Annotated in this window: 20 protein-coding genes; 4 read left to right on the top strand and 16 right to left on the bottom strand. The window is 45.2% G+C overall.

Annotated features, from left to right (window positions below; translation table 11 throughout):
• Positions 1 to 31: 31 nt before the first annotated feature.
• The 3 genes from MSP8886_RS18695 to folA all read right to left on the bottom strand — a co-directional run bounded on the left by MSP8886_RS18695 (position 32) and on the right by folA (position 2,610).
• Positions 32 to 1,303, bottom strand: coding sequence for a cation:proton antiporter (locus tag MSP8886_RS18695; RefSeq protein WP_067019466.1), 1,272 nt, complete (start codon positions 1,301 to 1,303; stop codon positions 32 to 34).
• Positions 1,304 to 1,614: 311 nt separating this feature from the next.
• Positions 1,615 to 2,037, bottom strand: coding sequence for a secondary thiamine-phosphate synthase enzyme YjbQ (locus MSP8886_RS18690; RefSeq protein WP_067019463.1), 423 nt, complete (start codon positions 2,035 to 2,037; stop codon positions 1,615 to 1,617).
• 63 nt (positions 2,038 to 2,100) lie between these two features.
• Positions 2,101 to 2,610, bottom strand: coding sequence for a type 3 dihydrofolate reductase (gene folA / locus MSP8886_RS18685; RefSeq protein ID WP_067019460.1), 510 nt, complete (start codon positions 2,608 to 2,610; stop codon positions 2,101 to 2,103).
• A gap of 154 nt (positions 2,611 to 2,764) precedes the next feature.
• Between folA and MSP8886_RS18680 the strand changes: the two genes are divergently transcribed.
• Positions 2,765 to 3,616: a thymidylate synthase gene (locus MSP8886_RS18680; protein WP_067019458.1), complete on the top strand. Its 852-nt coding sequence runs from the start codon at positions 2,765 to 2,767 to the stop codon at positions 3,614 to 3,616.
• Positions 3,617 to 3,696: 80 nt separating this feature from the next.
• Here MSP8886_RS18680 and MSP8886_RS18675 read toward each other — a convergent pair whose 3' ends face one another.
• The 4 genes from MSP8886_RS18675 to MSP8886_RS18660 all read right to left on the bottom strand — a co-directional run bounded on the left by MSP8886_RS18675 (position 3,697) and on the right by MSP8886_RS18660 (position 8,319).
• Positions 3,697 to 4,608 (bottom strand): hypothetical protein, encoded by a 912-nt coding sequence (locus tag MSP8886_RS18675; RefSeq protein ID WP_067019455.1) that lies wholly within the window; start codon positions 4,606 to 4,608, stop codon positions 3,697 to 3,699.
• A gap of 78 nt (positions 4,609 to 4,686) precedes the next feature.
• Complete coding sequence (gene lgt, locus MSP8886_RS18670) at positions 4,687 to 5,484, bottom strand: prolipoprotein diacylglyceryl transferase (RefSeq protein ID WP_067019453.1); 798 nt, start codon at positions 5,482 to 5,484, stop codon at positions 4,687 to 4,689.
• Between the two features lie 34 nt (positions 5,485 to 5,518).
• Positions 5,519 to 7,804 (bottom strand): phosphoenolpyruvate--protein phosphotransferase, encoded by a 2,286-nt coding sequence (gene ptsP, locus MSP8886_RS18665; protein WP_067019450.1) that lies wholly within the window; start codon positions 7,802 to 7,804, stop codon positions 5,519 to 5,521.
• Positions 7,805 to 7,818: 14 nt separating this feature from the next.
• Positions 7,819 to 8,319 (bottom strand): RNA pyrophosphohydrolase, encoded by a 501-nt coding sequence (locus tag MSP8886_RS18660; protein ID WP_067019447.1) that lies wholly within the window; start codon positions 8,317 to 8,319, stop codon positions 7,819 to 7,821.
• Positions 8,320 to 8,453: 134 nt separating this feature from the next.
• Between MSP8886_RS18660 and MSP8886_RS18655 the strand changes: the two genes are divergently transcribed.
• On the top strand, positions 8,454 to 9,110 hold the full coding sequence (locus MSP8886_RS18655; protein ID WP_067019444.1) for a histidinol-phosphatase: 657 nt from the start codon (positions 8,454 to 8,456) through the stop codon (positions 9,108 to 9,110).
• An 83-nt stretch (positions 9,111 to 9,193) separates the two neighbouring features.
• Here the strand turns inward: MSP8886_RS18655 and MSP8886_RS18650 are convergent, their stop codons facing one another.
• On the bottom strand, positions 9,194 to 10,390 hold the full coding sequence (locus MSP8886_RS18650; protein WP_067019442.1) for a class I SAM-dependent rRNA methyltransferase: 1,197 nt from the start codon (positions 10,388 to 10,390) through the stop codon (positions 9,194 to 9,196).
• Between the two features lie 107 nt (positions 10,391 to 10,497).
• Here MSP8886_RS18650 and MSP8886_RS18645 point away from each other — a divergent pair, with 107 nt between their 5' ends.
• Positions 10,498 to 11,364 carry an HDOD domain-containing protein gene (locus MSP8886_RS18645; RefSeq protein ID WP_067019439.1) on the top strand — a complete coding sequence of 289 codons (867 nt, stop codon included), beginning with the start codon at positions 10,498 to 10,500 and terminating at the stop codon, positions 11,362 to 11,364.
• A gap of 235 nt (positions 11,365 to 11,599) precedes the next feature.
• Here the strand turns inward: MSP8886_RS18645 and MSP8886_RS18640 are convergent, their stop codons facing one another.
• From MSP8886_RS18640 to recJ, 6 genes are all read right to left on the bottom strand, one after another.
• Positions 11,600 to 12,430, bottom strand: a complete 831-nt coding sequence (locus MSP8886_RS18640; protein ID WP_067019436.1) for an HDOD domain-containing protein — start codon at positions 12,428 to 12,430, stop codon at positions 11,600 to 11,602.
• Between the two features lie 125 nt (positions 12,431 to 12,555).
• Positions 12,556 to 13,761, bottom strand: a complete 1,206-nt coding sequence (locus tag MSP8886_RS18635; protein WP_067019434.1) for a UbiH/UbiF/VisC/COQ6 family ubiquinone biosynthesis hydroxylase — start codon at positions 13,759 to 13,761, stop codon at positions 12,556 to 12,558.
• A gap of 94 nt (positions 13,762 to 13,855) precedes the next feature.
• Positions 13,856 to 15,178 carry an aminopeptidase P N-terminal domain-containing protein gene (locus MSP8886_RS18630; protein WP_067019431.1) on the bottom strand — a complete coding sequence of 441 codons (1,323 nt, stop codon included), beginning with the start codon at positions 15,176 to 15,178 and terminating at the stop codon, positions 13,856 to 13,858.
• Between the two features lie 59 nt (positions 15,179 to 15,237).
• A complete protein-coding gene (locus MSP8886_RS18625; protein ID WP_067019428.1) occupies positions 15,238 to 15,828 on the bottom strand; it encodes a UPF0149 family protein in 591 nt (196 codons plus the stop codon).
• 319 nt (positions 15,829 to 16,147) lie between these two features.
• Positions 16,148 to 16,990, bottom strand: coding sequence for a bifunctional methylenetetrahydrofolate dehydrogenase/methenyltetrahydrofolate cyclohydrolase FolD (gene folD / locus MSP8886_RS18620; RefSeq protein ID WP_067019426.1), 843 nt, complete (start codon positions 16,988 to 16,990; stop codon positions 16,148 to 16,150).
• Positions 16,991 to 17,107: 117 nt separating this feature from the next.
• Entirely contained in the window at positions 17,108 to 18,832 is a 1,725-nt protein-coding gene (gene recJ / locus MSP8886_RS18615) for a single-stranded-DNA-specific exonuclease RecJ (protein ID WP_067019422.1), read from the bottom strand.
• Between the two features lie 390 nt (positions 18,833 to 19,222).
• Here recJ and MSP8886_RS18610 point away from each other — a divergent pair, with 390 nt between their 5' ends.
• Positions 19,223 to 20,455: a sugar MFS transporter gene (locus MSP8886_RS18610; protein WP_067019419.1), complete on the top strand. Its 1,233-nt coding sequence runs from the start codon at positions 19,223 to 19,225 to the stop codon at positions 20,453 to 20,455.
• Between the two features lie 125 nt (positions 20,456 to 20,580).
• Here MSP8886_RS18610 and MSP8886_RS18605 read toward each other — a convergent pair whose 3' ends face one another.
• On the bottom strand, positions 20,581 to 21,333 hold the full coding sequence (locus MSP8886_RS18605) for a 16S rRNA (uracil(1498)-N(3))-methyltransferase (RefSeq protein WP_067019416.1): 753 nt from the start codon (positions 21,331 to 21,333) through the stop codon (positions 20,581 to 20,583).
• 60 nt (positions 21,334 to 21,393) lie between these two features.
• A complete protein-coding gene (gene thrC / locus MSP8886_RS18600; protein ID WP_067019413.1) occupies positions 21,394 to 22,779 on the bottom strand; it encodes a threonine synthase in 1,386 nt (461 codons plus the stop codon).
• Positions 22,780 to 22,787 lie beyond the last annotated feature (8 nt).

Genomic DNA, 22,787 nt, shown 5'->3' with positions numbered 1-22,787 from the left:
CCTAACGGCCATCCTTAGCGAACAAGATCGCTTATTGGTTTTTCCCTTCCTCAATACTGCGTTTGATAATCGGCGATATGGTCGACCCTTGAACGATGATCGAAAAAATCACCACCACATAGGTAATCATCACCACCAGAGTATGGTAATCACTACCATTGATAACAAGATGCCCCCGTGGAATCGAAGCGGCCATAGCTAGGGCTAATCCTCCACGTAGCCCCCCCCATGTCAGAATCTTAATGGCGTGAGCATCGTAAGTTCGGTAACGGCGAAATACCTTATAAGGTAAGGACACACTAATAAAACGAGCCAGTAGAACCAACGGAATCATTAATACACCGATCCCAGCCTCAGCCCAAGTCACAGGTAACACCACTAACAACAGGCCTATTAAGATAAACAATAGAGAATTTAAGAAAGCATCGACCGTATGCCAAAAGTGAGATAAGGTTTGCTGACTTTGTTCGGAGAAACCCACTGTACGGGTCACATTACCGATGAAAATACCACTAACCACCATGGCCAATGGTCCGGAAATATCCAACAGGTTTGCCAATGCGTAGCCCGCTGTCGGAATACATAAGGTAATCAACAATTCTATACTACTGTCATTACTGCGACAAATTAACCAATGAGACACTAAGGCAATAACCACACCAAATAAAATCCCACCAACAGCATCCACCAAAAATAACTGGGCAACACCTAAAAATGTGGGTGACTCTCCAGAGAAGGCTAGAGCAAAAATCGTCGTAAAAACAACCAAACCAACCCCATCGTTAAACAGCGACTCCCCTTCGACCTGTACCGAAATTTTATCCGGTGCATGCATTTTCTTAATTATCGCTAAGACTGCAATGGGATCTGTCGGACTAATCAGGGCACCAAATAGCATGCAATAAATCAGTGGTACAGCCCAACCCAATGCATTAAGCAGCGCATAGCTTAAAAAACCAACGATAAAGGTTGAAACTAATGTCGACCCTAACGCCATGATGGCAATTTCCCAGCGCTGATGCCTTAGCAAATGCAGATCGATTTCCAAGGCCCCAGCAAACAATAGAAAACCCAGCATTCCCTTTAACAGCAATAAGTTAAAGTTGATGCCTTCCATTGAGGTTTTAATGGCATCCGTTAACTCATTACTGGAAAAATGGGCCAGTGCCATTAACAACAAAGAAATCACCACGGAGCCCGTTGTGATGGCAATTGTCGTTTGTAGTTTGAGGACATATTGATTAGTAAAGGCGATAAAAATCGCCACGACGGATAAGAGACAAAGAAAGTACCACGCGTTCATTTGGATTCCATTTTGATAATTTAAATTAAAACTGGGTATCAGACTTGTATGAGAAAAGCCTTTAAAACGAAAAACCAATGACAAGTGTCAACCTGACGAAGAAGGGCTCTTAGTCTTGATTCTTGGTTTTAAAAACTAAACAACAAAGCGACCGAATGATGCCAAAAAACGTTCACAATCTTCATCGATTGAAGAAATATACTCTATTAAATTCTGTATTTTACCTCGACTCGAATAGTAGTCATCAGGAGAGATAGGCACAGCTATTCCCCTTCATTATCGCTTCGAGAAATGACCGATCAACAAAGAGTTTAAGACTCTCCATGTAATGTCATAAGCAAGCGTCTTGCCCCAGCATGCTCGCGATGCTCTCCTAGATACACCCCCTGCCAAGTGCCCAAATATAATTGGCCATTCTTGATAGGTATGGTTAGAGACGATCCCAACATACTGGCCTTTATGTGAGCAGGCATATCGTCCGCCCCTTCATAAATATGTTCATAATAGGGCTGATTTTCCGGCACCATGACGGAAAAATGCTGCTCCATATCACGACGAACAGAAGGATCGGCATTTTCATTAATGGTCAAAGACGCCGACGTGTGCAACAACTGCAAATGCAACAACCCTACTGATACAGGTGCTAATTCATCTAATCCCCGTTCAATATAATCAGTAATGAGATGAAAACCTCGACGGCTTGCTGGTAACGTCACTTCCCACTGTTGCCACATAGTTTACCTCTATTCTATAACATCGATTAATACTCGCTAATGACTTGGCTCAAAAGAGTCCCATTAGCTTGCACTGCTTCTTTGATAAACTGAAAAACGATAATCGTAAGGATTAGGACCTTCTGCTGCAAAAGATTCCTCCGCCAATAGAGTAAATGAAGGCCAATCTACCTCTGGAAAAAAGGCATCCCCCTCGACTTGTGCGTCCACATGGGTCACATAAAGGCGCTCGGCACGTTCTAAGGCCAATTGGTAAATTTGCGAACCTCCAATCACCATTACCTCTTCTTGCCCATTCACAAGGCAAATGTCTTCACCTAAAGCAATAGCATCGTCTAACGTGTGTACAACGTCTACTCCATCAGCCTGGAATGCCTCATCACGAGTAATCACAATATTGCGACGCCCCGGCAATGGCTTACCAATAGACTCAAATGTCTTACGACCCATCACAATGGGTTTGCCCATGGTGGCTTGCTTGAAATATTTTAAATCGTTCGGTAGATGCCAAGGCAAGGCATTATTGATTCCGATGGTTCGATTCGTCGACATCGCAACAATGAGTGATAGCATAAAAACACCCTTTAAAAATGACACCGCATCACGGCATTGGGTTAAGACAAAGTGAAGTTCTGATATAATCGTTGGCAATCATTATACTCATGGCAAACAAGAATGCATTTCTCATGCTTTACTATCTTTGCCAGCAACCAGACAAGGCCACCCCATGAAACAATATTTAGACCTCTGCCAGCGCATCATAAACGACGGTGAGTGGGTCAACAACGAGCGCACTGGTAAACGATGTCTGACGGTCATCAATGCGGATTTGACCTATGATGTCAGCAAAGGGGAGTTCCCTCTTGTAACAACCCGTAAAAGTTATTGGAAATCCGCTATTGCGGAAATTTTGGGGTATCTACGGGGTTACGACAATGCAGCCGACTTTCGAGCCCTTGGCACCAAAACATGGGACGCTAACGCCAATCAAAATGACGTCTGGCTAAACAACCCTTATCGCAAAGGCGAAGACGATATGGGACTGTGCTATGGCGCGATTGGTCGGGCCTTCCCCAAACCGGATGGCGGTCATATTGATCTACTGCAACAAATCATCGACGATTTGAGCCGTGGTGTGGATAACCGTGGTGAGATTTTGACCTTTTATCACCCAGGGGCATTTCATATGGCCTGTCTGCGCCCTTGTATGTACAGCCACCATTTTTCGTTACTGGGTGACACTCTCTATCTAAACAGCACTCAGCGCAGCTGTGACGTCCCTCTAGGCCTAAACTTCAACATGGTTCAAGTATACGTATTGCTTGCTCTTGTCGCACAGATCACCGGACATAAAGCGGGACAAGCCTTCCATAAGATAGTGAATGCTCACATCTATGAAGACCAGCTAGAGTTGATGCGCGATGTTCAGCTAAAACGCGAACCCTATCCACTGCCAACGCTGAAAATCAATCCAGAGATCAAATCCCTAAAAGACATTGAAACCTGGGTGACTTTGGATGATTTTACAGTGGAAGGCTACCAGTGCCACGAACCTATTGCTTATCCCTTTTCGGTTTAACCTCTCTCAAATTAAAAAAACGGTGAATCCGAAAGGGTTCACCGTTTTTTGTTACACGATTTCGCGTGGTACCGAGACCGCTACACAACATCCTCTCGGCTTAGAAAAACATAATCCAGAATACGTTCACGCCCACCCTGCTCTGCGGTTTTAATCGATGGAATATTATCGTTATCAATGTGTCCTATTAACACTCTGTCTTCTGTGTCATGGGTAAGCTGTTGGCATAAGAGCATTTGTGCTTTAGACGATAAATGTTGGCCTTGATACTCAGGTAAAATCACTTTTTCGATCATCCAATAGGCATGAATAAAACCTCTAAGACTCTCTTCGTAAGCCATAAGACCCACCTTGGTCTGGCCTTGCATTATGATCATAACACTATCCATTTCGATCAATTCTTGCAGATAGTCTTTATCCGTTGGTGACAGCCTGTCTTTTAATTGAGGCATACGGCGATAAGCTTCTTGATAAGACACATCAAGCGTATTTAGACACCATTGAAGGTCAGACATAAGCGCTGTTTTAAGCACAACTTGAGTAGTGGAAGCATCATCAACATTGTTATCCTGAACCGCTTTAGCAGGTAATGAACAGGCGTAAAAGCCCTGATCCCCAATGCCTTTGCCTTTTTCTTTGGCAGGTCGAAGCACACGAATACGTTTGGCTTGCAACGGCTCCCATAGCTTAAATATTTGTTCTGCGGCTTTGGGTGTCAATGGACCGGAACTGGCAGCAAGCTCAATATAAGGCGCTTCTATATTCATATTCAAAAAGCGCGGCCCCGTCAGATAATCCACCCCATCGCAGTGCATGACTTTTTGCAAAAAGAAATCTTGCGGCAACCCCAGCTCTTTAAACGGAAACAAAGCTGAAAAGTCCGCACTCTCACACCAGTCTCGTTGCTCAGACAAATAGGTTTCTAACCCAGATTTTAAGACATCTGGAGCAATGGGAAGAAAACGAAATGACTTGTACAGATAATCCAACATACAACAAAGCTCCTGCTCATCATTCTCAGTAAAAACAAAAAACCAGCACATTGGCTGTTTTTTTTATTTTTCTGCGTTTTATGTTGTGGGGTATTGTTTCATTTTATAACCAAAGACAATCAAAATAATGCCGATAATGACCATTGGCAAAGATAAGACCTGCCCTTCGGTGACCCATCCCCAAGCGAGATAGCCGATTTGCGGATCTGGCTCGCGTACGAATTCTGCCAATATACGGAAAATACCGTAACACAATAAGAATAAGCCCGAGACGCAGTAGCGAGGTTTACTCTTTTTTGAGAAGAACCACAAAATACAAAACAACAGCACACCTTCCATTGCAAATTGATACAACTGAGAAGGTTGACGAGGAAGATGTAATGGGTCTTTGGGAAAGATCATTGCCCATGGTAATGTACTCGGCTTACCCCATAACTCTCCATTAATAAAATTACCAATACGACCTGCCCCTAAACCAATTGGCACAAAAGGCGCCGCAAAATCGGTGACATCCATCCAGTGTTTATTGTAGCGACGAGCAAAGATCATCATCGCAATAATGACGCCAATTAACCCACCATGGAATGACATGCCGCCATCCCAAATTTGAAACATGACTAAAGGGTGCTTGATAAAAACGGGGAACTGATAAAAAAGGATATAGCCAATACGCCCCCCTAAAATGACCCCCAATGCACCATAAAAGATCATGTCACTGACCATTTCTTGCGTCCACAAACCATTGGATTTCTTAGCACGATAATTCCCTAAAAGATACGCGCTAGCAAAGCCAACTAAGTACATAATACCGTACCAATGTACGGCAAGTGGGCCTATGGAAATGGCAACAGGATCAAAATCTGGATAAGCTATCATAACGGTAGGAACAACCTTTTAATGGACAACTAAATTAATGCGTTGTGGTTTTTGCTGGACGCACCAAACGTTCGATATTTGCTTCGCGCATTAATCGCGTCATGGTCTGAGTCACAGCGTCAGCATGAGTAAGATGAATCACCTGATCCAACATGTTTTGCGCTTGATCCATGGAGATATTGCGGATAACCGCTTTTACTTTCGGTAAGCTGGTGGAACTCATCGATAGCACATCATAGCCCATGGCCATTAATATGATGGCTCCCATAGGATCGCCCGCCATTTCACCACAAACACTTAAGTTAATCCCTTCGTTTTTCACTTGTTTTACAATCGAGTGCAAAGCACGCAAAACCGAAGGATGAAAACAGTTATATAAATCCGCCACACGAGGATTATTTCGATCCACCGCTAACAGATACTGAGTTAAATCGTTACTCCCCACAGACATAAAGTCTACCAGCGAGGCAAGCTCTTTAACTTGATAGACGGCTGCCGGAATTTCAATCATCACCCCCACTTGGGGCATTTTAACATCGTAGCCTTCCTCTTTAATTTCCGCATACGCTCGACGAATCAGTGCTAAAGCTTCTTCCACTTCAGCCACATGGGAAATCATTGGCAACATAATTTTTAGATTATGAAGCCCTGCGCTGGCTTTGATCATGGCACGAATTTGCGCCATGAAAATCTCCAAGTGATCCAGCGTCACACGAATACCACGCCAACCAAGGAAGGGATTTTCTTCGCTAATGGGGAAATAAGGTAACGATTTATCGCCACCAATATCTAAAGTCCGAACGGTAACTGGTGCGGGAGCAAAACCTTCTAATTGTTGGCGATAAATGTGTTCTTGTTCTGCCTCGGTGGGAAAGCGATCCCGTACCATAAAAGGCACTTCCGTTCGATAAAGACCAATCCCCTCCGCCCCACGATCTAAAGATCGAGCAATGTCAGCGGTTAAACCGGTATTCACATAAAGCGATAAACGGTAGCCATCTTGAGTGACACAAGGTAAATCCTTGAGCGTTTCATACTCTTCTTCTAACTGGCGCTCTTCATCAACAATTTGTTGATAATTCTGTGTCAGGTGTTCAGAAGGGTAAGTGAAAATTTGCCCAAGATAGCCATCCACAATTAAATTGACTTTATCAAGCTGAGCGTAGGGCAAGTCCAACGCCCCCATCACCGTAGGTATTCCCATAGCACGGGCTAAAATCGCCACGTGGGAGTTGCCCGACCCCATCACGGAAACAAGGCCTTTGATCTTATCAAGAGGAACTTCACCTAACATAGAAGCCGTCAGCTCTTCACCAATAATAATAGAAGGCTCCTCAAAACGCTCTGCTAAGTTGGGCGCCTTAGCCTGTAAATGCGAGAGAATCCGACGACCTAAGTCTCGAATGTCCGAGGCTCGCTCACGTAAATAAGGGTCATCCATGCGATCAAAATGCGCGATATGCGTTTGAATGACCTGCCTAAGCGCCCCTTGTGCCCAATTTCCTGCGTTGATCTTGCTCTCAACGTCTTTAGACCAAGCATTGTCATCGAGAATTTTTAAATACACATCAAACAGCGCTTTTTCATCATTTGACAAATGCTGGCTAAGGCGATTACTGGCGCGGCGAATATCTTGACGAACGGCATCAAGCGCTTGATTAAACTCTTCAACTTCCGTGGCACAATCATCCACGGTACGATCAGGAATCACATCCAAATCTGCAGGTGGGTAAACCACCACCCCACGACCAATAGCAACCCCCGAACTACCGGCAACCCCCTTATATCGGAAATCCGATCCAGCTGATGCCGCGTTAACACTTAAGCTCGTCATCGCGCCCGTGGCTTCTGCATGGGCAATCACCCCTGCAAGCTGAGCCGATAAGGTAATCAAAAAGGCTTCTTCACCTTCATCAAAGCGACGCTTATCTTCATGCTGAACCACCAGCACACCAAGCACTTGACGATGGTGAATAATAGGCACACCAAGGAACGAGCGATAACGCTCTTCACCAGTGCCTTTTAAATAGTGAAATGAGGGGTGAATGTGTGCATCTTCTAGGTTAACAGGCTCGGCACGGCGCCCCACCAAGCTAACCAAGCCTTCATCGGCTTTCAGGCTGGCACTACCCGCAACATCCGCGTTCAAGCCGCGCGTTGCCATTAGAATGTATTCATTGGTATTGGGATCAACTAAATAGATCGAACATACTTCTGCTCGCATTGCTCTGCGTACACGTCGGACAATAATGTCCAACGCAACAGGCAATGATTGTGCTGCGGTCACTTCTTGAGTGATACGTCTGAGCAGGCTGAGCATGTTTGTGTTTTCCCCTAGCTAGTCTTTACTATTTTCTCTAATTTACGATGGGCATTGGGGATCAACTCCTTCAACGCTCGTCGATAGACATCTTTTTTAAACGAGACAACCTGGCCTAATGGATACCAATAACTCACCCATCTCCAACCATCAAATTCAGGGCATTCGGTATCATCAACACACACGCAGGTATCAGCACATCGAATGGACAGCAAAAACCACTTTTGCTTTTGCCCAATACACAAAGGCTTACTATTATGCCGAAGCATGCGTTTGGGTAGCCGGTAACGCAACCATCCTCGGGTTTTCCCCACGATTTCTACTTGATGAGGCTCCAATCCGATTTCTTCTTTCAACTCTCGAAATAGTGCATCTTCTGGTGTTTCATCATGCTTTATACCGCCTTGGGGAAACTGCCAAGCATTTTGACCTACTCGTCTCGCCCAAAGAAGTTGGCCACGCTCGTTCATCAATATGATGCCCACATTCGGTCTATATCCGTCTGCATCAATCACGAGCTATCACCTTTTAACTTAAATACAAATTTGATTCATTGTTCCATAATTCGTCTTGCCGCACAATTGACAGACGTGTTATTTGTAGTACTCAAGGTTATACTTTCTATCATTCTCAATCCCAAGGAAACCCAGTGACGCTCGCAATATTTGATTTAGATGGCACCCTACTCAGTGGCGACAGTGATTATGCATGGGGACAATTCTTAGTAGAAAAACAATTGGTCGACACTCAGGCTTATAAAGAAGCCAATGATCGCTTTTTTCAACAATACCAAGCAGGTACCTTAGATATTCACGAATATTTAGCCTTTAGCCTAGCACCGCTTACTCAATTCACCCCATCAGAGTTAACCCAATTGCATCAGCGTTTTATGGCAGAAAAGGTAGTTCCCATGATGCAAGAAAAAGCCAACGCCCTGATTCAAGACCATAAAAAACAAGGTCATTTTTTATTAATGATCACAGCCACCAATCAGTTTGTCACCGGCCCCATTGCCACCGCTCTGGGCATGGACCATATTATTGCCCCTATTCCAGAGGTCATTAACGGACAATACACAGGCAATATTGTTGGCGTGCCAAGCTTCCAAGAAGGCAAAGTAACCCGCTTAAACAACTGGCTTAAAGAAACCGGTTATTCAATGGCGGGGAGCTACTTCTATAGCGACTCACGCAACGATCTGCCGTTATTAGAGTTAGTCGATCACCCAGTCGCAGTTGACGCAGACGACGTTCTAAGCAAGATCGCCAAAGAACGCGGTTGGCCGCACCTTTCCCTTCGCAGCTAAGTCATTAACAACCAAAATAAAAAACCCCTTTGCTCAGTGAAACAAAGGGGCTTGTTTACCATCAATAGATGGCCATAGGGATATTACAATCCCATATTGTTATGGATGCGGTAGAACAAGGCTTTTAGGTATTCCGTTTCTTCTATTGCCGGATGAACAGGGTGATCTGGTGCCTGTGTACCACGATAAATTAATTGTGAAAAACGCTCAAGTTGGCGACTATTACTACGCACTATATCATGTAAACGGTTGGTCTCAAGATGCATAGAACAAGAGCCGGTGACTAAAACGCCCCCTTTCGCGACCAGACGCATCGCAAGCTGATTGGCGCGATGATAGGCCCCTTCCCCTGCTTTGATGTCTTTACGGCGGGCAATAAACGCGGGAGGATCCATGACAACCACATCAAAACGGGCTTTATCGTCGATCAAGGATTGCATGGCATCAAACGCATCACCATGCATGAGATTCGCATCGCCTTCGTATTGGTTCAGCTTTAAGTTTTCGTCCACGTGACTTAATGCACTTTCTGATGCATCAATAAAGGTGACATCGGTTGCTCCAGCAGCGGTCGCTTGCACACCCCAACCACCTACATAAGAAAAAACATCCAGCACTCGCTTACCATCACAAAAACCTTGCATGGTTTTACGATTTTCTCTGTGATCATAAAACCAACCCGTTTTTTGTCCATCCCACACAGGCGCTTGAAATAAAACGTCGTTTTCTTGCAAAAAAACCAACTCAGGAACGGTTCCAAAAGCTTCTTCTACGTACGTCTCTAACCCTTCGATTTGACGCATTTTGCCATCGTTTTTCAACAAAATCGCACTCGGCTTGATGACTTCCTGTAGGGCTTCGACAATCTCGTTTTTCAAACGCTCCATGCCCGCTGTCGAAATCTGTATCACTAGAATATCGGCAAAACGATCCACGACTAAACCCGACAACCCATCCGAATCCCCAAATACTAGGCGATAATAAGGGCCTGGATAAACCATTTCACGCAACGACAAGGCAATTTTAATACGATGCACCAAGGTGGATTTATTCAATACGGTATCCACACTTCGGCTCACTAATCGACCACAAATCAAGGTATTAGGGTTCACCATCGCAATACCAAGGGGTTTTCCTTGTGCTGTTTCGACAACCACTTGATCACCCGGTGTAAATTGCTTTAATGGCGTCTTATTGGTATCTACTTCATTACTATAGATCCATTGATGGCCTGCTCTAAGACGACGATCTGCTTGCCCTTTTAGTCGAATAACGCTCAAAATTTTCCCCAGTACATTTAAAAAAGGCTATTATAAAGCGTACAGGCTCAATTGCCATGTATTACGCTACTGAAACCCTAATTGTCTTTGTGTGAAGCGGTCTTTTTATGTCCTCAGAATTAAATGAAAATCAACTTAAACGAGTCCTTCAAGGCATTAGCATCCCACCACAACCTCAAGTGATGGTGGATCTTCATATGGAACAGGCCATGCCTGAGCCAGATATGACACGGATTGCTGAGATCATTTCACAGGATGTGGGCCTATCTGCTGCCGTGTTAAAATTCGTCAACTCAGCATTTTTTGGCTTACCAAGAAAAATTACCTCGATACAACAAGCCGTCATGTTACTTGGTGTGACCACCATCACCAATATTGTAAATGGCTTAGCGGTCAAGAGTGAATTGTCAGACGATGCCATTCAAGCCATGCATTCCTTTTGGGACAACGCAATGGATGTGGCCGCCGTTAGCGCAAGTATTGCCAAACAATTAGGCTTCAAATATCAAGACGAAAGTTATGCCCTTGGCCTTTTCCACAACGCAGGCATTCCTTTAATGATGAAGCGCTTTGATGGCTATAAAGACGTTCTAATAAAAGGTTATCAGGATGAGAACTTTGAGCTTACCAATGTTGAGAACCAAACGTTTAAGACCAACCACTCCGTTGTTGGTTACTACCTCGCAAAATCTTGGGGGCTACCAAAGAGCTGTTGTGCCGTCATCGCTTATCATCACCGAATTGATCGCCTATTTACCAATCGAGTACCAGGAGACACCACCAATCTCACCTTTGCAGCCATTCTGAAAATGTCAGAGCACATCGCCAGTACATACAAACACTTGGGCTGTGCCGAAGAAGATTACGAATGGAATAACAATAAACATTTTGTTCTTGAACACCTAGACCTGACGGAATACGATTTTGAAGGGTTAGTAGAAGTATGTAAAGAGCAAGGCATCGGCACTGAATAAGACGCCTGACGGTCTACCATTCAAATAACCACTATAAAGAATTCAGCTTAATCAATATACCATGGAAGGTGCGTTTATATTTTCTTACCTTAGTCACTACGCCGACGACATCATCCTTCTAGCCATCTACATCCATGTAAACATCAACAAATGGATGACAGCTAATTATCTGACATTGTCATCCATGTAAACATCAACAAATGGATGACAGCTAATTATCTGACATTGTCATCCGTTAATACATAATATAGCTAAGTTCGTTATCCAAATTAAGTGCTTGGTCTACATCATCTAAGGTTAGAGGCGTTATGCCTGCCGCTTTGACAACCGCTAACGGCAAACCTTCATGAACAGTCTCCATCTCTCGTTCGTTTCGAATGCAAGCATTGAAATAACAAGCTAAATTTAAGATACAGGCTAAAGGCTGAGGAGGCTGCTGTTCAGCAAAAGGACGTTTATGATGCTTCACCGCCTCGCCTAATTCAGGGGGAAACTTCCATAGATCTAATAAGGCTTTACCCGCGTCTTGCGTCGTAAAACCAAGCGCTTCCGTTTCTATCCTAAATCGACTCCCTTTACCCTGCCTGATTTGCTCTTGAATTGAAATGGCTAATTCAGATTCAGCAAGATGCAGCAATAGCCGTCCAATATTATGAACAATTCCCGCCGTAAAAGCCTCGTCATCATCCACTAAGCTAGTACGTTTGCCTAACCACTGAGCTAACTCCGCGACGGCAAAGGAGTCATACCAAAAACCTTTTAAATCAAGCCCTTGAACACTCTCAACCGAGTTAACAAAACCAGAGGCAATCACCATGGTTTTTAATTTATTCGTACCGAGAATAGCGATGGCCTCATCAATCGAATAGACTTTCCTAGACAAGCCAAAATAGGCAGAGTTAACCGCGCGTAATACCTTCAAAGAAATGGTCTGATCGTGTGCCACTTTTTCCGCTATAACAGAGAAATGAACATCAGGGTTTTTCAAGGCTTCGATCAACTCTAAAACGACATCTGGTACATTAGGGAGCTTATCCGTTTGTTTTAATAATGTTGATATTTGCATAAAGCACTGCCTCTACTTCTTATCAATAAGACAACATCAGCCTATGTCACAGTATGGACTTTGCAATCTCAAAAAAGTAGCGTTTTGCAATCCGGCTCAATAATATTTATTCCGCTGCCTTATGGCTAGGAGAAAGAGGATAAACCAGCAGCCCTAGCCACCAGCTTTTGTTTTAACGTTGGCGTATTATGAAATCCTTTCATTCCTATATTGCGCAGTTGCACAATAAGGGGGTTTTGCGTTGCAAACAAACGTTTGAAACTTTCCATACCAGCAGCCATCGCAATATTATCTAACATACGCGCACGCTGAAAACGCCTTAATACCCGAGACTGCCCAAGGTGTTCACCACGTTTTTTTGCTTTTGTCAGTACCGCCACCAGCGCTTTCACATCACCAAAACCTAAGTTCGCTCCCTGCCCTGCTAACGGATGAATGGTGTGTGCAGCATCACCAATCAAGGCTAGACCTGACTTAACATACTGCTTCGCATGACGCTGACGCAGTGGAATCGCATAGCGTTTCGTGGTTAGCCCTAACACCTTAAAGCGCTTACCAATGGCATAATGCAAACGGGTGGCAAACGCGTTGTCATCAAGCGCCATTAAGGCATCACTTTCTTTAGGCGGCACCGACCAAACAATTGAGACGAAGTGTCGATCATCTACATCCGGCAAGGGGAGAAACGCCAAAATCCCCTCTTCACCAAAACACTGCCACGCCGTATTCTCATGGAAATGGTCTATTTCTAAGGTCGCAACAATCGCATGATGACCGTAATCCCACTCTACCGTATCGAACGCATTTTGCGTTCTCAGTAAAGACAAGGCACCATCTGCGGCAATCAGGGTTTGTGCCTCTAACGGAAGACCAGAAGCCAACTCCACCTTAACGCCCGCGTCACTTAACTGATGAGATGCCAAGGTTTCTTCAAAGTATAAATCAATGTTCGACTCTTGTTTAGCTTGCTCTATTAAGGCATCACATAAGACATTGTTTTCGACCAAGTGCCCTAATTCCGGCATGGCAGCTTTTTGCGCATTAAAGTCAATGTAGCCTTGTCCTAAGCCATCCCAGACAACCATGTTGTTGTAGGCCGCCAGACGATTTTGATCAATACGTTGCCACGCCCCAGACGACTCAAGGAGCGTCTTAGATTGACTAGAAAGAGCACTGACTCGCGCATCATAATGTGGTGGTGTGGACAGGGGATAACGTCCATCGTTTTTATCAATAATAGCAACACGTAACGATGACTGAGCAAGCAAAATTCCAGCGAGTGCGCCAACCATACCGGCTCCGACCACTATTACATCGTATTGCTTTGCCATCTTTACTGCTCCATTTATTGTGATTCATCAGGTTACTGCAGCCTATCAGCTGACTAACAACGTCATAGGCTGACTAGTTTTATCATATTGCTTGCTATCGGTTTTCTGCCATAAAAGCTTCTATTTCAGCAATCTCTTTTGGCAGACCATGGGTGAGTACATAGGGCCCTTCTTTGCGGATCAAAATATCGTCTTCAATGCGAATACCGATACCACGCCACTTTTGATCTACGGATTCATTATCGGGTGAAACATAGAGACCAGGCTCTATGGTCAAGGTCATGCCTTCTTCCAATAAACGGGACTCGCCATTGATTTTATAGGCACCACAATCATGCACATCCAAGCCTAACCAATGTCCCGTATTGTGCATATAGAAATCACGGTAGGCTTTGCTTTCGATCAGGGAATCCACTTCCCCTTTTAGCAATCCATGTTCGACCAAGCCCTGCGTCAACACTCTGACTGCCGCATTATGATAAGACTCATAAGGCGTCCCCACATTAAGCTCTTTCATGCCTGCATGATAAGCGTCCAACACCACTTGATATAAGATGGCTTGGGGCTCGGTGAATTTCCCACTGGCTGGGAAGGTACGGGTAATATCTCCAGCATAACAGCCATACTCCGCCCCCGCATCAATTAGGATAAGATCATCTTGCTTAATGGTTTGGTCATTTTGGATGTAATGCAATACACAGGCATTACTGCCAGAGGCGACAATATTGTTATAAGCAGGCTGACGCGCGCCAGACTTCATAAAGACATAATTTAATTCTGCTTCTAGCTCGTACTCTTTCATACCTGGACGAACGGTTCGCATGGCTTGTTTATGCGCTTCTACGCTGATTTGAGCCGCTTTTTCCAATAAGACAATTTCTTCTTCGTCTTTGTGCAAGCGCATCTCAGCAATATAAGGAGTCAAATCAATCAAACTAGTCGGCGCGACCGCCCCCGCGCGGGCGCGGGCAGCCAATTGATCGCGCCAGCCCATCAGCTGTTGACGCAGATGGTCATCACCGAATAAAAACGCAACCTGTTCTGCACCGTCTAAAAATGCCAATGCAGTCTTATCCAGTTCATCAGTGGTAGTGGCGTCATTCACACCAAATTCCTTCATCGCGCCCTCTACACCATAACGAAAGCCGTCCCATTGCTCTCTTTCCGGGTCTTTAGGTAACGTCACCAGAAGCGTATCACCGTTGCCCTTGATCAAGGCATAGGCACTGGGCTCAGGAAACCCAGTTAAATAGAAGAAACTACTGTGAGGACGAAATTCGTATTCACAATCATTATTACGAGTAGCAAGCTCACCTGTGCGAATAATGGCGACCGCGTTGTTTGGAAGTGACTCAATCAAACGCTGACGACGAGCTTGGTATGTGTGCTTCTCTACTATCAGACTTTCTGTATTCATCCTACTCTCTCTTATATTGATTGGCCGTCCATCACGCTAGCCGACACGATAACTTGGGATTAGTGTATTGAAGATTGTTTGGTATGATCCACATCTGGATTCACTTCATGGTGCTCAGAATAGAGCATCATGGCCGACAAACGAGCGTATTCAACCAACTCGGTCAAATCCGCCTCATTATCATTGTTCTCTTCTAGGGTTTCCATTTGCGCTTTCATACCAGAAATATTGGCAAAATCACGTAGAATTTGCTTGGTTTCTTCGGATAAATCTTTCTTTTGGCCCGACAAACCATAGCCCGCCAAGAAGCCATGCGCCCATTGCGACAATGTTGTTCCACGCTCGCTTAGGGGCGAATCATCGTCACTGATACAAGGAACAAGAGCGTATTCACCATTTTGGAACAGGGTCAGTGTCGCGGTATAAAGCTCCACAATCGCGGCACGACTCGCCTCTTCTTGCCAGCCTTCAATATCACAAAACTCTACCACCATGGTGAGCCAATCTTCTAATGGCAAGGCAACACCAGATGCCAGATAGCCACATAATTGACCATGTAATTCGGCGGGTGACGCGGTAATGGATTCGGTGACAAACACGTCAGCAATGAGGTCAAAATCTAACGCGTCTTTTAACATTTCTGTGGACATGGAATGTCTACCTATTTCTGTTCACTTTAAGAAAAACCTATATTGCTCTTGAAACATAGCGCTTTTGAAATCAGAGCAAAGGCTGCAAAGCAAGAAGCCGTACCCGACTTAGGCACGGCTCCCTATTTTATACTATCCATTTAGATAATAGAGGCTGTTGCAAAACTACTGTGCTTGATAATTCAGTGTTAAAAACCGCCTCAAAATGCTCATTTATAGGTATGTATAAACTCTGCTTTTTCAGCGATTTTTGCCTTGCCTTATCTTCGCTCGCTACCTTTTGCGACACCCTCTAATATGGGGAAGTATTATGAGAGTTTCAAGCCAGCTGTTTAAGACCTGACTCGAGTGTTTGTAAAATCAAGGTGTTGATTGTCATCGGACCCACTCCACCAGGAACAGGCGTGTAAGCGGCCACACGGTCAACTAATGGCGCCAGCTCAATGTCTCCTACGCCACCTGGATGGTAACCCGCATCGACAACGATGGCGCCATCTTTGATCCATTCGGCTTTAATAAATTCCGGCTTACCTACCGCTCCAACGATCACATCCGCTTGTTTAATAAAGTCGGGGAGATTTTGCGTACGAGAATGGCAAATCGTTACTGTCGCATTGGCATTCAGCATCATCATCGCCATTGGCTTACCCAGAATGGGACTACGACCCACAACCACAACGTGCTTACCTTCCAGATTTACATCGTAGGCCTCCAGCAAACGCATAATGCCAGCAGGTGTCGCAGCACCATAAGCTGGCTCTTGCATAGCCATACGGCCAAAACCAAGACAAGTCACACCATCAACATCTTTATGAGCGGCGATCGCATCAAAACACAAGCGCTCATCAATTTGCGCTGGTACGGGATGCTGAAGCAAAATACCATGCACATCCGAGTTGTTATTCAGTTCTTGAATTTTAGCAAGCAGTTGCTCAGTGGTGGTGGTCTCCGGCAATTCTATCGCCATTGAATCCATACCAACACGACGACAAGCATTGCCTTTCATTTTTACATAGGTCGCGGAAGCTGGATCCGCTCCAACAAGAATGGTTGCCAAAATAGGGGTGCCGCCTGTGTGCTCTTTCAGCTGTGCAACTTGCGCTTGCAGACGGGTTTCGGTTTCTTTGGCGCAAAGCTTGCCGTCAAGAACCTGTGCAGTCATGGATGAACTCCTGCAAAATTAATAAGTGGTGGATTGAGGGAGAGGCATTATACCTCAACTTTTTGCTGGATAGGCAGCTTGGTGATTTTTTCTTCTCTGACAAAACCTGAAACGACATTAGGCTGGTTCAATATGGTCGACCAATAGCTGTAAATTGCGCTGGCCCCGAAACTCATTGATATCCAGTTTATAGACCAAGTGCGCTTGCTTGCACTGCTCATTGGGCCACTGTTCCAAGTCCACAAAAAAGCGAATCGCATCCAGCAGTAAGCCACTATTGGGTTCACGCACCATCAACTTCAAATGCTTTTCCCCCACAAGGCGCTGCTGCAAAATATCAAATACCCCATCAAAACTCGGCTCAGGAAACGCTTGCCCCCAAGGCCCAGATAAACGCACTTGCTCGGCAAAACTTAAACTGAAATCTTCAGGTGCCAGTGGCCCATCGGTCCAGGCAACGGCTTCCAACTGTTCTGGCGTCACCCATTCACTGATAATGACATCAAACGCCAAACGAAATGCCTCATAATGGGACTCTTTGATCGACATGCCTGCAGCCATTGCATGACCACCAAATTTACTTAGCAGCTGAGGATAACGCTTTGCCAATAAATCCAACGCATCACGAATATGCACTCCGGGTATCGACCGAGCCGAGCCTTTAAGCTCATCCTCTGAAACTCGCGCAAAAGCAATCACCGGTCGATGGCACTTCTCTTTCATTCGTGAGGCTAAAATCCCAATCACCCCTTGATGCCAATCTGGGTCATAAAAGCACATACCATTAGGCATGGCTTGCGCATCCTCTTTCAGAGAGGCCAATGCCAATTCAGCTTGCTCTTTCATGTCCGCTTCTATGGTTTTTCGCTCTCTGTTGAATTGATCTAACTGCTGAGCCAATTGACGTGCTTGATGAGAATGTACGGCAAGCAAACACTCAATTCCCACCGACATATCGTCAAGGCGTCCAGCCGCATTGAGCCTTGGGCCAACCACAAATCCCAGATCAGACGCCTTTAATTGTGTATGGTCACGGCGCCCAACCTCTAATAGGGCCAAAATGCCAGGACGAGCTTGGCCCGCTTGGATACGTTTAATACCTTGCTGCACCAAAATGCGGTTATTACTGTCTAGGGGCACCACATCCGCGACCGTCCCTAACGCCACCAAATCCAAATACTCTGCCAAATTCGGCATGGCTATATGCTGTTCTTCGAACCAATGGCGACGCTTGAGTTCGGCACGCAACGCGCTCATGACATAAAAAATCACCCCGACACCCGCCAGATTTTTGCTTTCAAAGCCACATTGTGGGTGGTTGGGGTTGACGATCGCGTCGGCTTGCGGCAGCGCCGCACCCGGTAAATGGTGATCCGTTACCACCACCTTCATACCATAGGACTTTGCAGCGAATACCCCATCGATACTGGCAATGCCGTTATCCACCGTGATCAGGACAGCAGGCTGTTTGTCTTTGGCTACCTCCACAATTTCAGGCGTGAGGCCATAACCAAACTCAAAGCGGTTGGGCACTAAATACTCCGGCGCAATAGCCCCCATCGCTTCTAATGCCAGTATGCCTAAGCTGGTGCTGGTGGCACCATCCGCATCAAAGTCTCCGACAATAAGAATTTTCTGACCTGCTACAATGGCATCCGCCAAAATGTTCGCAGCATCGGTTAAGCCAAAAAGAGGTTCCGGACGCATTAAACGTGGGAGCCGATAATCCAGTTCGTCAACAGAGCTCACCTCCCGAGACATCAATACACGCTGCAAGGTCGGGGGCATGGTGCTAGGAAAATGATTGTTTTTCGTTAATATGGGGCGACGTTCAATGCGCATAAAACTTTAGACAGTCCACAGATGAAATTTTAGTCAGCGCTAGATAATAACATAAAGCGTTAACCCAAGATTGACAGAGTCATGACCTATTCATCGATCTAGCACTATTAATTAGAGCCGTTTCTATCTAAATCCGCGTCAATTTCATTACAATCGCGTAAAATTCCGCAAGACTTCCTTACACTAATGAAATAAAAAAGGAAGGATATAGGTTTATCAAATAATCCAAGCCCCTTTTACACACATTGTCGATATTCCAATGCTACGATTAGCCGCTTTTTTGATTTGGGCTAGAACTACTGTTCAATCCCCCTATGCCCAAAGATAAAGTGTTTAAAAAATCTAAAGATAAAAATTAAGCTTTCTCTTTAACACTTATCGGAAAAAATTATGACAACATATTCCCAAGATGCGGCAAAAGGCCAGCCAAATTACCGATTTGCGCTTACAGCCTTAACATCATTATTTTTCATGTGGGGTTTTATTACCTCGCTCAACGATATATTGATCCCCCACTTAAAAGGAGTCTTTGACCTCTCCTATACCCAAGCAATGTTGATCCAATTTTGCTTCTTTGGGGCTTACTTCATTATCTCCATTCCGGCCGGTAACTTGGTCAAAAAGGTAGGCTTTCAACGGGGTATTGGCATTGGCTTGATGATTGCTGCTGCTGGCTGCTTATTGTTTGTTGCTGCCGCCAAAGCACAACTTTACATAGTCTTTTTAGGGGCGCTGTTCGTACTGGCAGCAGGCATTACCATTCTTCAGGTTGCAGCGAACCCACTTGTTACCGTAATGGGCCCATCAGAAACCGCTTCTAGCCGTTTGACACTTTCTCAAGCCTTTAACTCATTAGGCACCACTGTTGCTCCATTAGTGGGTGGTGCCTTGCTATTTACTGTCGTCGGTCAATACGCCAGTAAGGCACAAGAAGCGGAAAGTGTTATCGTTCCATACATCGGCTTAGCGGTCATTCTATTAGCACTGGCCTTTATCTTTACTCGCATCCATCTGCCTAAACCTGAAGAAGAGCAAGCAGACGACACAGCAGCTCCGACTATCAGCATTTTAAAACATCGCCATTTGGTGTTAGGAGCAGTTGGCATCTTTATGTATGTCGGCGCGGAAGTGTCTATTGGTAGCTTATTGGTTAACTTCTTTGGCTTAAAAAATATCGCCAACTTACCAGAAGCCACAGCAGCCCATTACGTAGCTTACTACTGGGGCGGTGCAATGGTTGGTCGCTTTATTGGTGCCGTGTTAATGCAACGTATGTCGGCTGGCAAACTGCTTGCGATTAACGCCAGTGTCGCGATTTTGCTCTTGATCAGCACCATTATGAATGACGGTCACGTGGCTATGTGGTCTGTGTTAGTGATTGGTTTATTTAACTCAATCATGTTCCCAACCATCTTCAGTTTGGCACTAAAAGACTTAGGCCCTCAAACAAGCCAAGGCTCGGGGTTACTTTGTCTTGCCATTGTAGGTGGTGCCATTTTGCCTGTGATTCAAGGTTCGCTTGCTGATCACATTGGTCTACAAGCCTCTTTCATCATGCCAGTGGTTTGTTACTTGTACATTGCCTACTATGGTTTGATTGGCTCCAAGCCAGCTAAAAGCTAATTATGGAATAAGTGGTTTCAGCAAACCGCTTCAATAAAAAATCCCCCAACACCAAAAGTGTTGGGGGATTTTTTTATGGCTGAACCCATTAAAACCTTACCAATGGGCTAACAACTTTCATTTTCCTATGACGATAACCCTGCTGGATATAAACGTGACAGCAAGACAGGTACCACGGTTTCGACACGCAAAATCCGCTCTCCAAGATGCACCGACTCCATTCCCGCCGCTAGCCATTTAGTCACCTCAAACTCGTTCCAGCCGCCCTCTGGGCCAAGAGCCAACACACTTGGCTCATGAAGATTCACAGGACAAGCTTGAGCTTGATAAGGATGCGCTAACAACCCCTTCTTTCCTTCCAGAATCTCAGGCAACTGATCTTCAACAAAAGGACGGAAACGAGGCACCAACTGACACTTAGGCATCATGGTATCCTTTGCTTGCTCCAACCCTTCCAAGAGTACCGAGTCAATCACATCAGGCTGCACAACAGGGCTTTGCCAATAACTCTTTTCCACTTTCGCCGAGTGAATCAGGTAAATTTCTTTCACGCCCATTGCACTCATGTTTTGTAATGTCCGCTTCAACATATTCGGGCGAGGCAACGCCATCACAACCACTATAGGCAAGGGCGCTGGCGGTTCTAAGGTAAGCGAGAGGGAATGTATGGTCCCTGTACCATTAACACGATCGCCCTTGGGCTCCTTATCTGGCGCTTGATATACCCCTTCACCAATCTTGCCATTCAACCCCCCTACACGGAGGATATCCCCCGATGAGGCCTTGATGACATGACTAATGTGCAGCTGTTGGCGATCGGACAGCGCATACACACCCTCCCCCAGAGATTGCTTAGGGTCTAAAATAATGAGGTTCATAGATTGATTTACTTATTGGAAATGAAAAGAGCCCGCGTAAACCAACGGGCTCTCTAACGGTTAGATATTATTAGAAACAAACGCTTGAACGTCACTCAAGCTATTGTCGAGCACCGTATAAGACTCTTCACGCTCGAACAAATCTTTCATGTGCTCAGGCAACACTGGCGTTTGACAACCCGCTTTCTCTACCGCTTCTGGAAACTTCACAGGGTGAGCCGTTGCTAAGGTAATCATTGGGACCGATGCATCTTTGCGACACTGACGGGCTGCTTCAAGGCCAATCGCCGTATGAGGGTCAAGCAGATACTGTGTATCAGCAAAGACTTTCGCGATCACGTCACAAGTCTTCTCATCATCGACTTTGTAACTATCAAAGTGCTCTTTCACATAAGACCAAGCTTGATCATTCAGCGATACATCGCCTTTATTAAAGCGCGACATTAAATCATCAATCGCAGCACCATCACGGCCATGGGCATCAAATAACAAGCGCTCAAAATTACTGGACACCATAATGTCCATACTAGGCGATAGAGTCACGTTCAATGACTGACGACTCATATCGTTTTGCGCGATAACACGGTGAAGAATATCGTTTTGGTTTGTCGCAACCACCAATTGATCAATCGGCAAGCCCATTTTTTTCGCCAAATAGCCCGCAAAAATATCCCCGAAATTTCCGGTTGGTACAGAGAAAGACACTTTGCGATGTGGGGCTCCAACGGACAAAGCGGACGAAAAGTAGTAAACGATCTGCGCCATAATGCGCGCCCAGTTGATCGAGTTAACCGCCCCTAACTTAGCACCATTTAAAAAAGACTGGTCCGCAAAGCTGGCTTTTACCATGCCTTGGCAGTCGTCAAAATTACCTTTTACCGCGATATTGAAAACATTATCGTCAATGACTGTCGTCATCTGGCGCCGCTGTACTTCTGATACTCGTTGGTATGGGTGCAAAATAAAAATATTTAAGCGATCTGAATGACGACAGCCTTCAATGGCGGCAGACCCAGTATCACCCGAGGTCGCGCCCATTATGACTAATTTTTCATTACGTTCAGATAAAACGTAATCCATCAATCGACCAAGTAATTGCAATGCAAAATCTTTAAAGGCAAGGGTTGGGCCACGGAATAATTCGAGAACCCATTCGTTGTTATCCGTTTGCACCATAGGGGCGATGGCTTGATGATTAAAGTTTGCATAGGCATCGTGGATCATGGACTTAAACGCATCCGCTGGGATATCCCCCTCCACAAACGGCCACATGACGTTAAACGCTAATTCTTGGTAGCTCAGGTCCGCCCAAGAAGCAATCTCTTCTTTGCTATAATGTGGCAAGGTTTCTGGTACATATAAACCACCATCGTTTGCCAAACCTGCCAACAGCACATCACTAAAAGACAGAGCTGGCGCTTTACCTCGAGTCGAAATGTATTTCATATCTTGTT

The sequence above is a fragment of the Marinomonas spartinae genome, assembly GCF_900089775.1.
Taxonomy (GTDB): domain Bacteria; phylum Pseudomonadota; class Gammaproteobacteria; order Pseudomonadales; family Marinomonadaceae; genus Marinomonas; species Marinomonas spartinae.
Note: the sequence above shows the minus strand (reverse complement) of the source record. Positions and strands in the feature narration are given on the sequence as shown.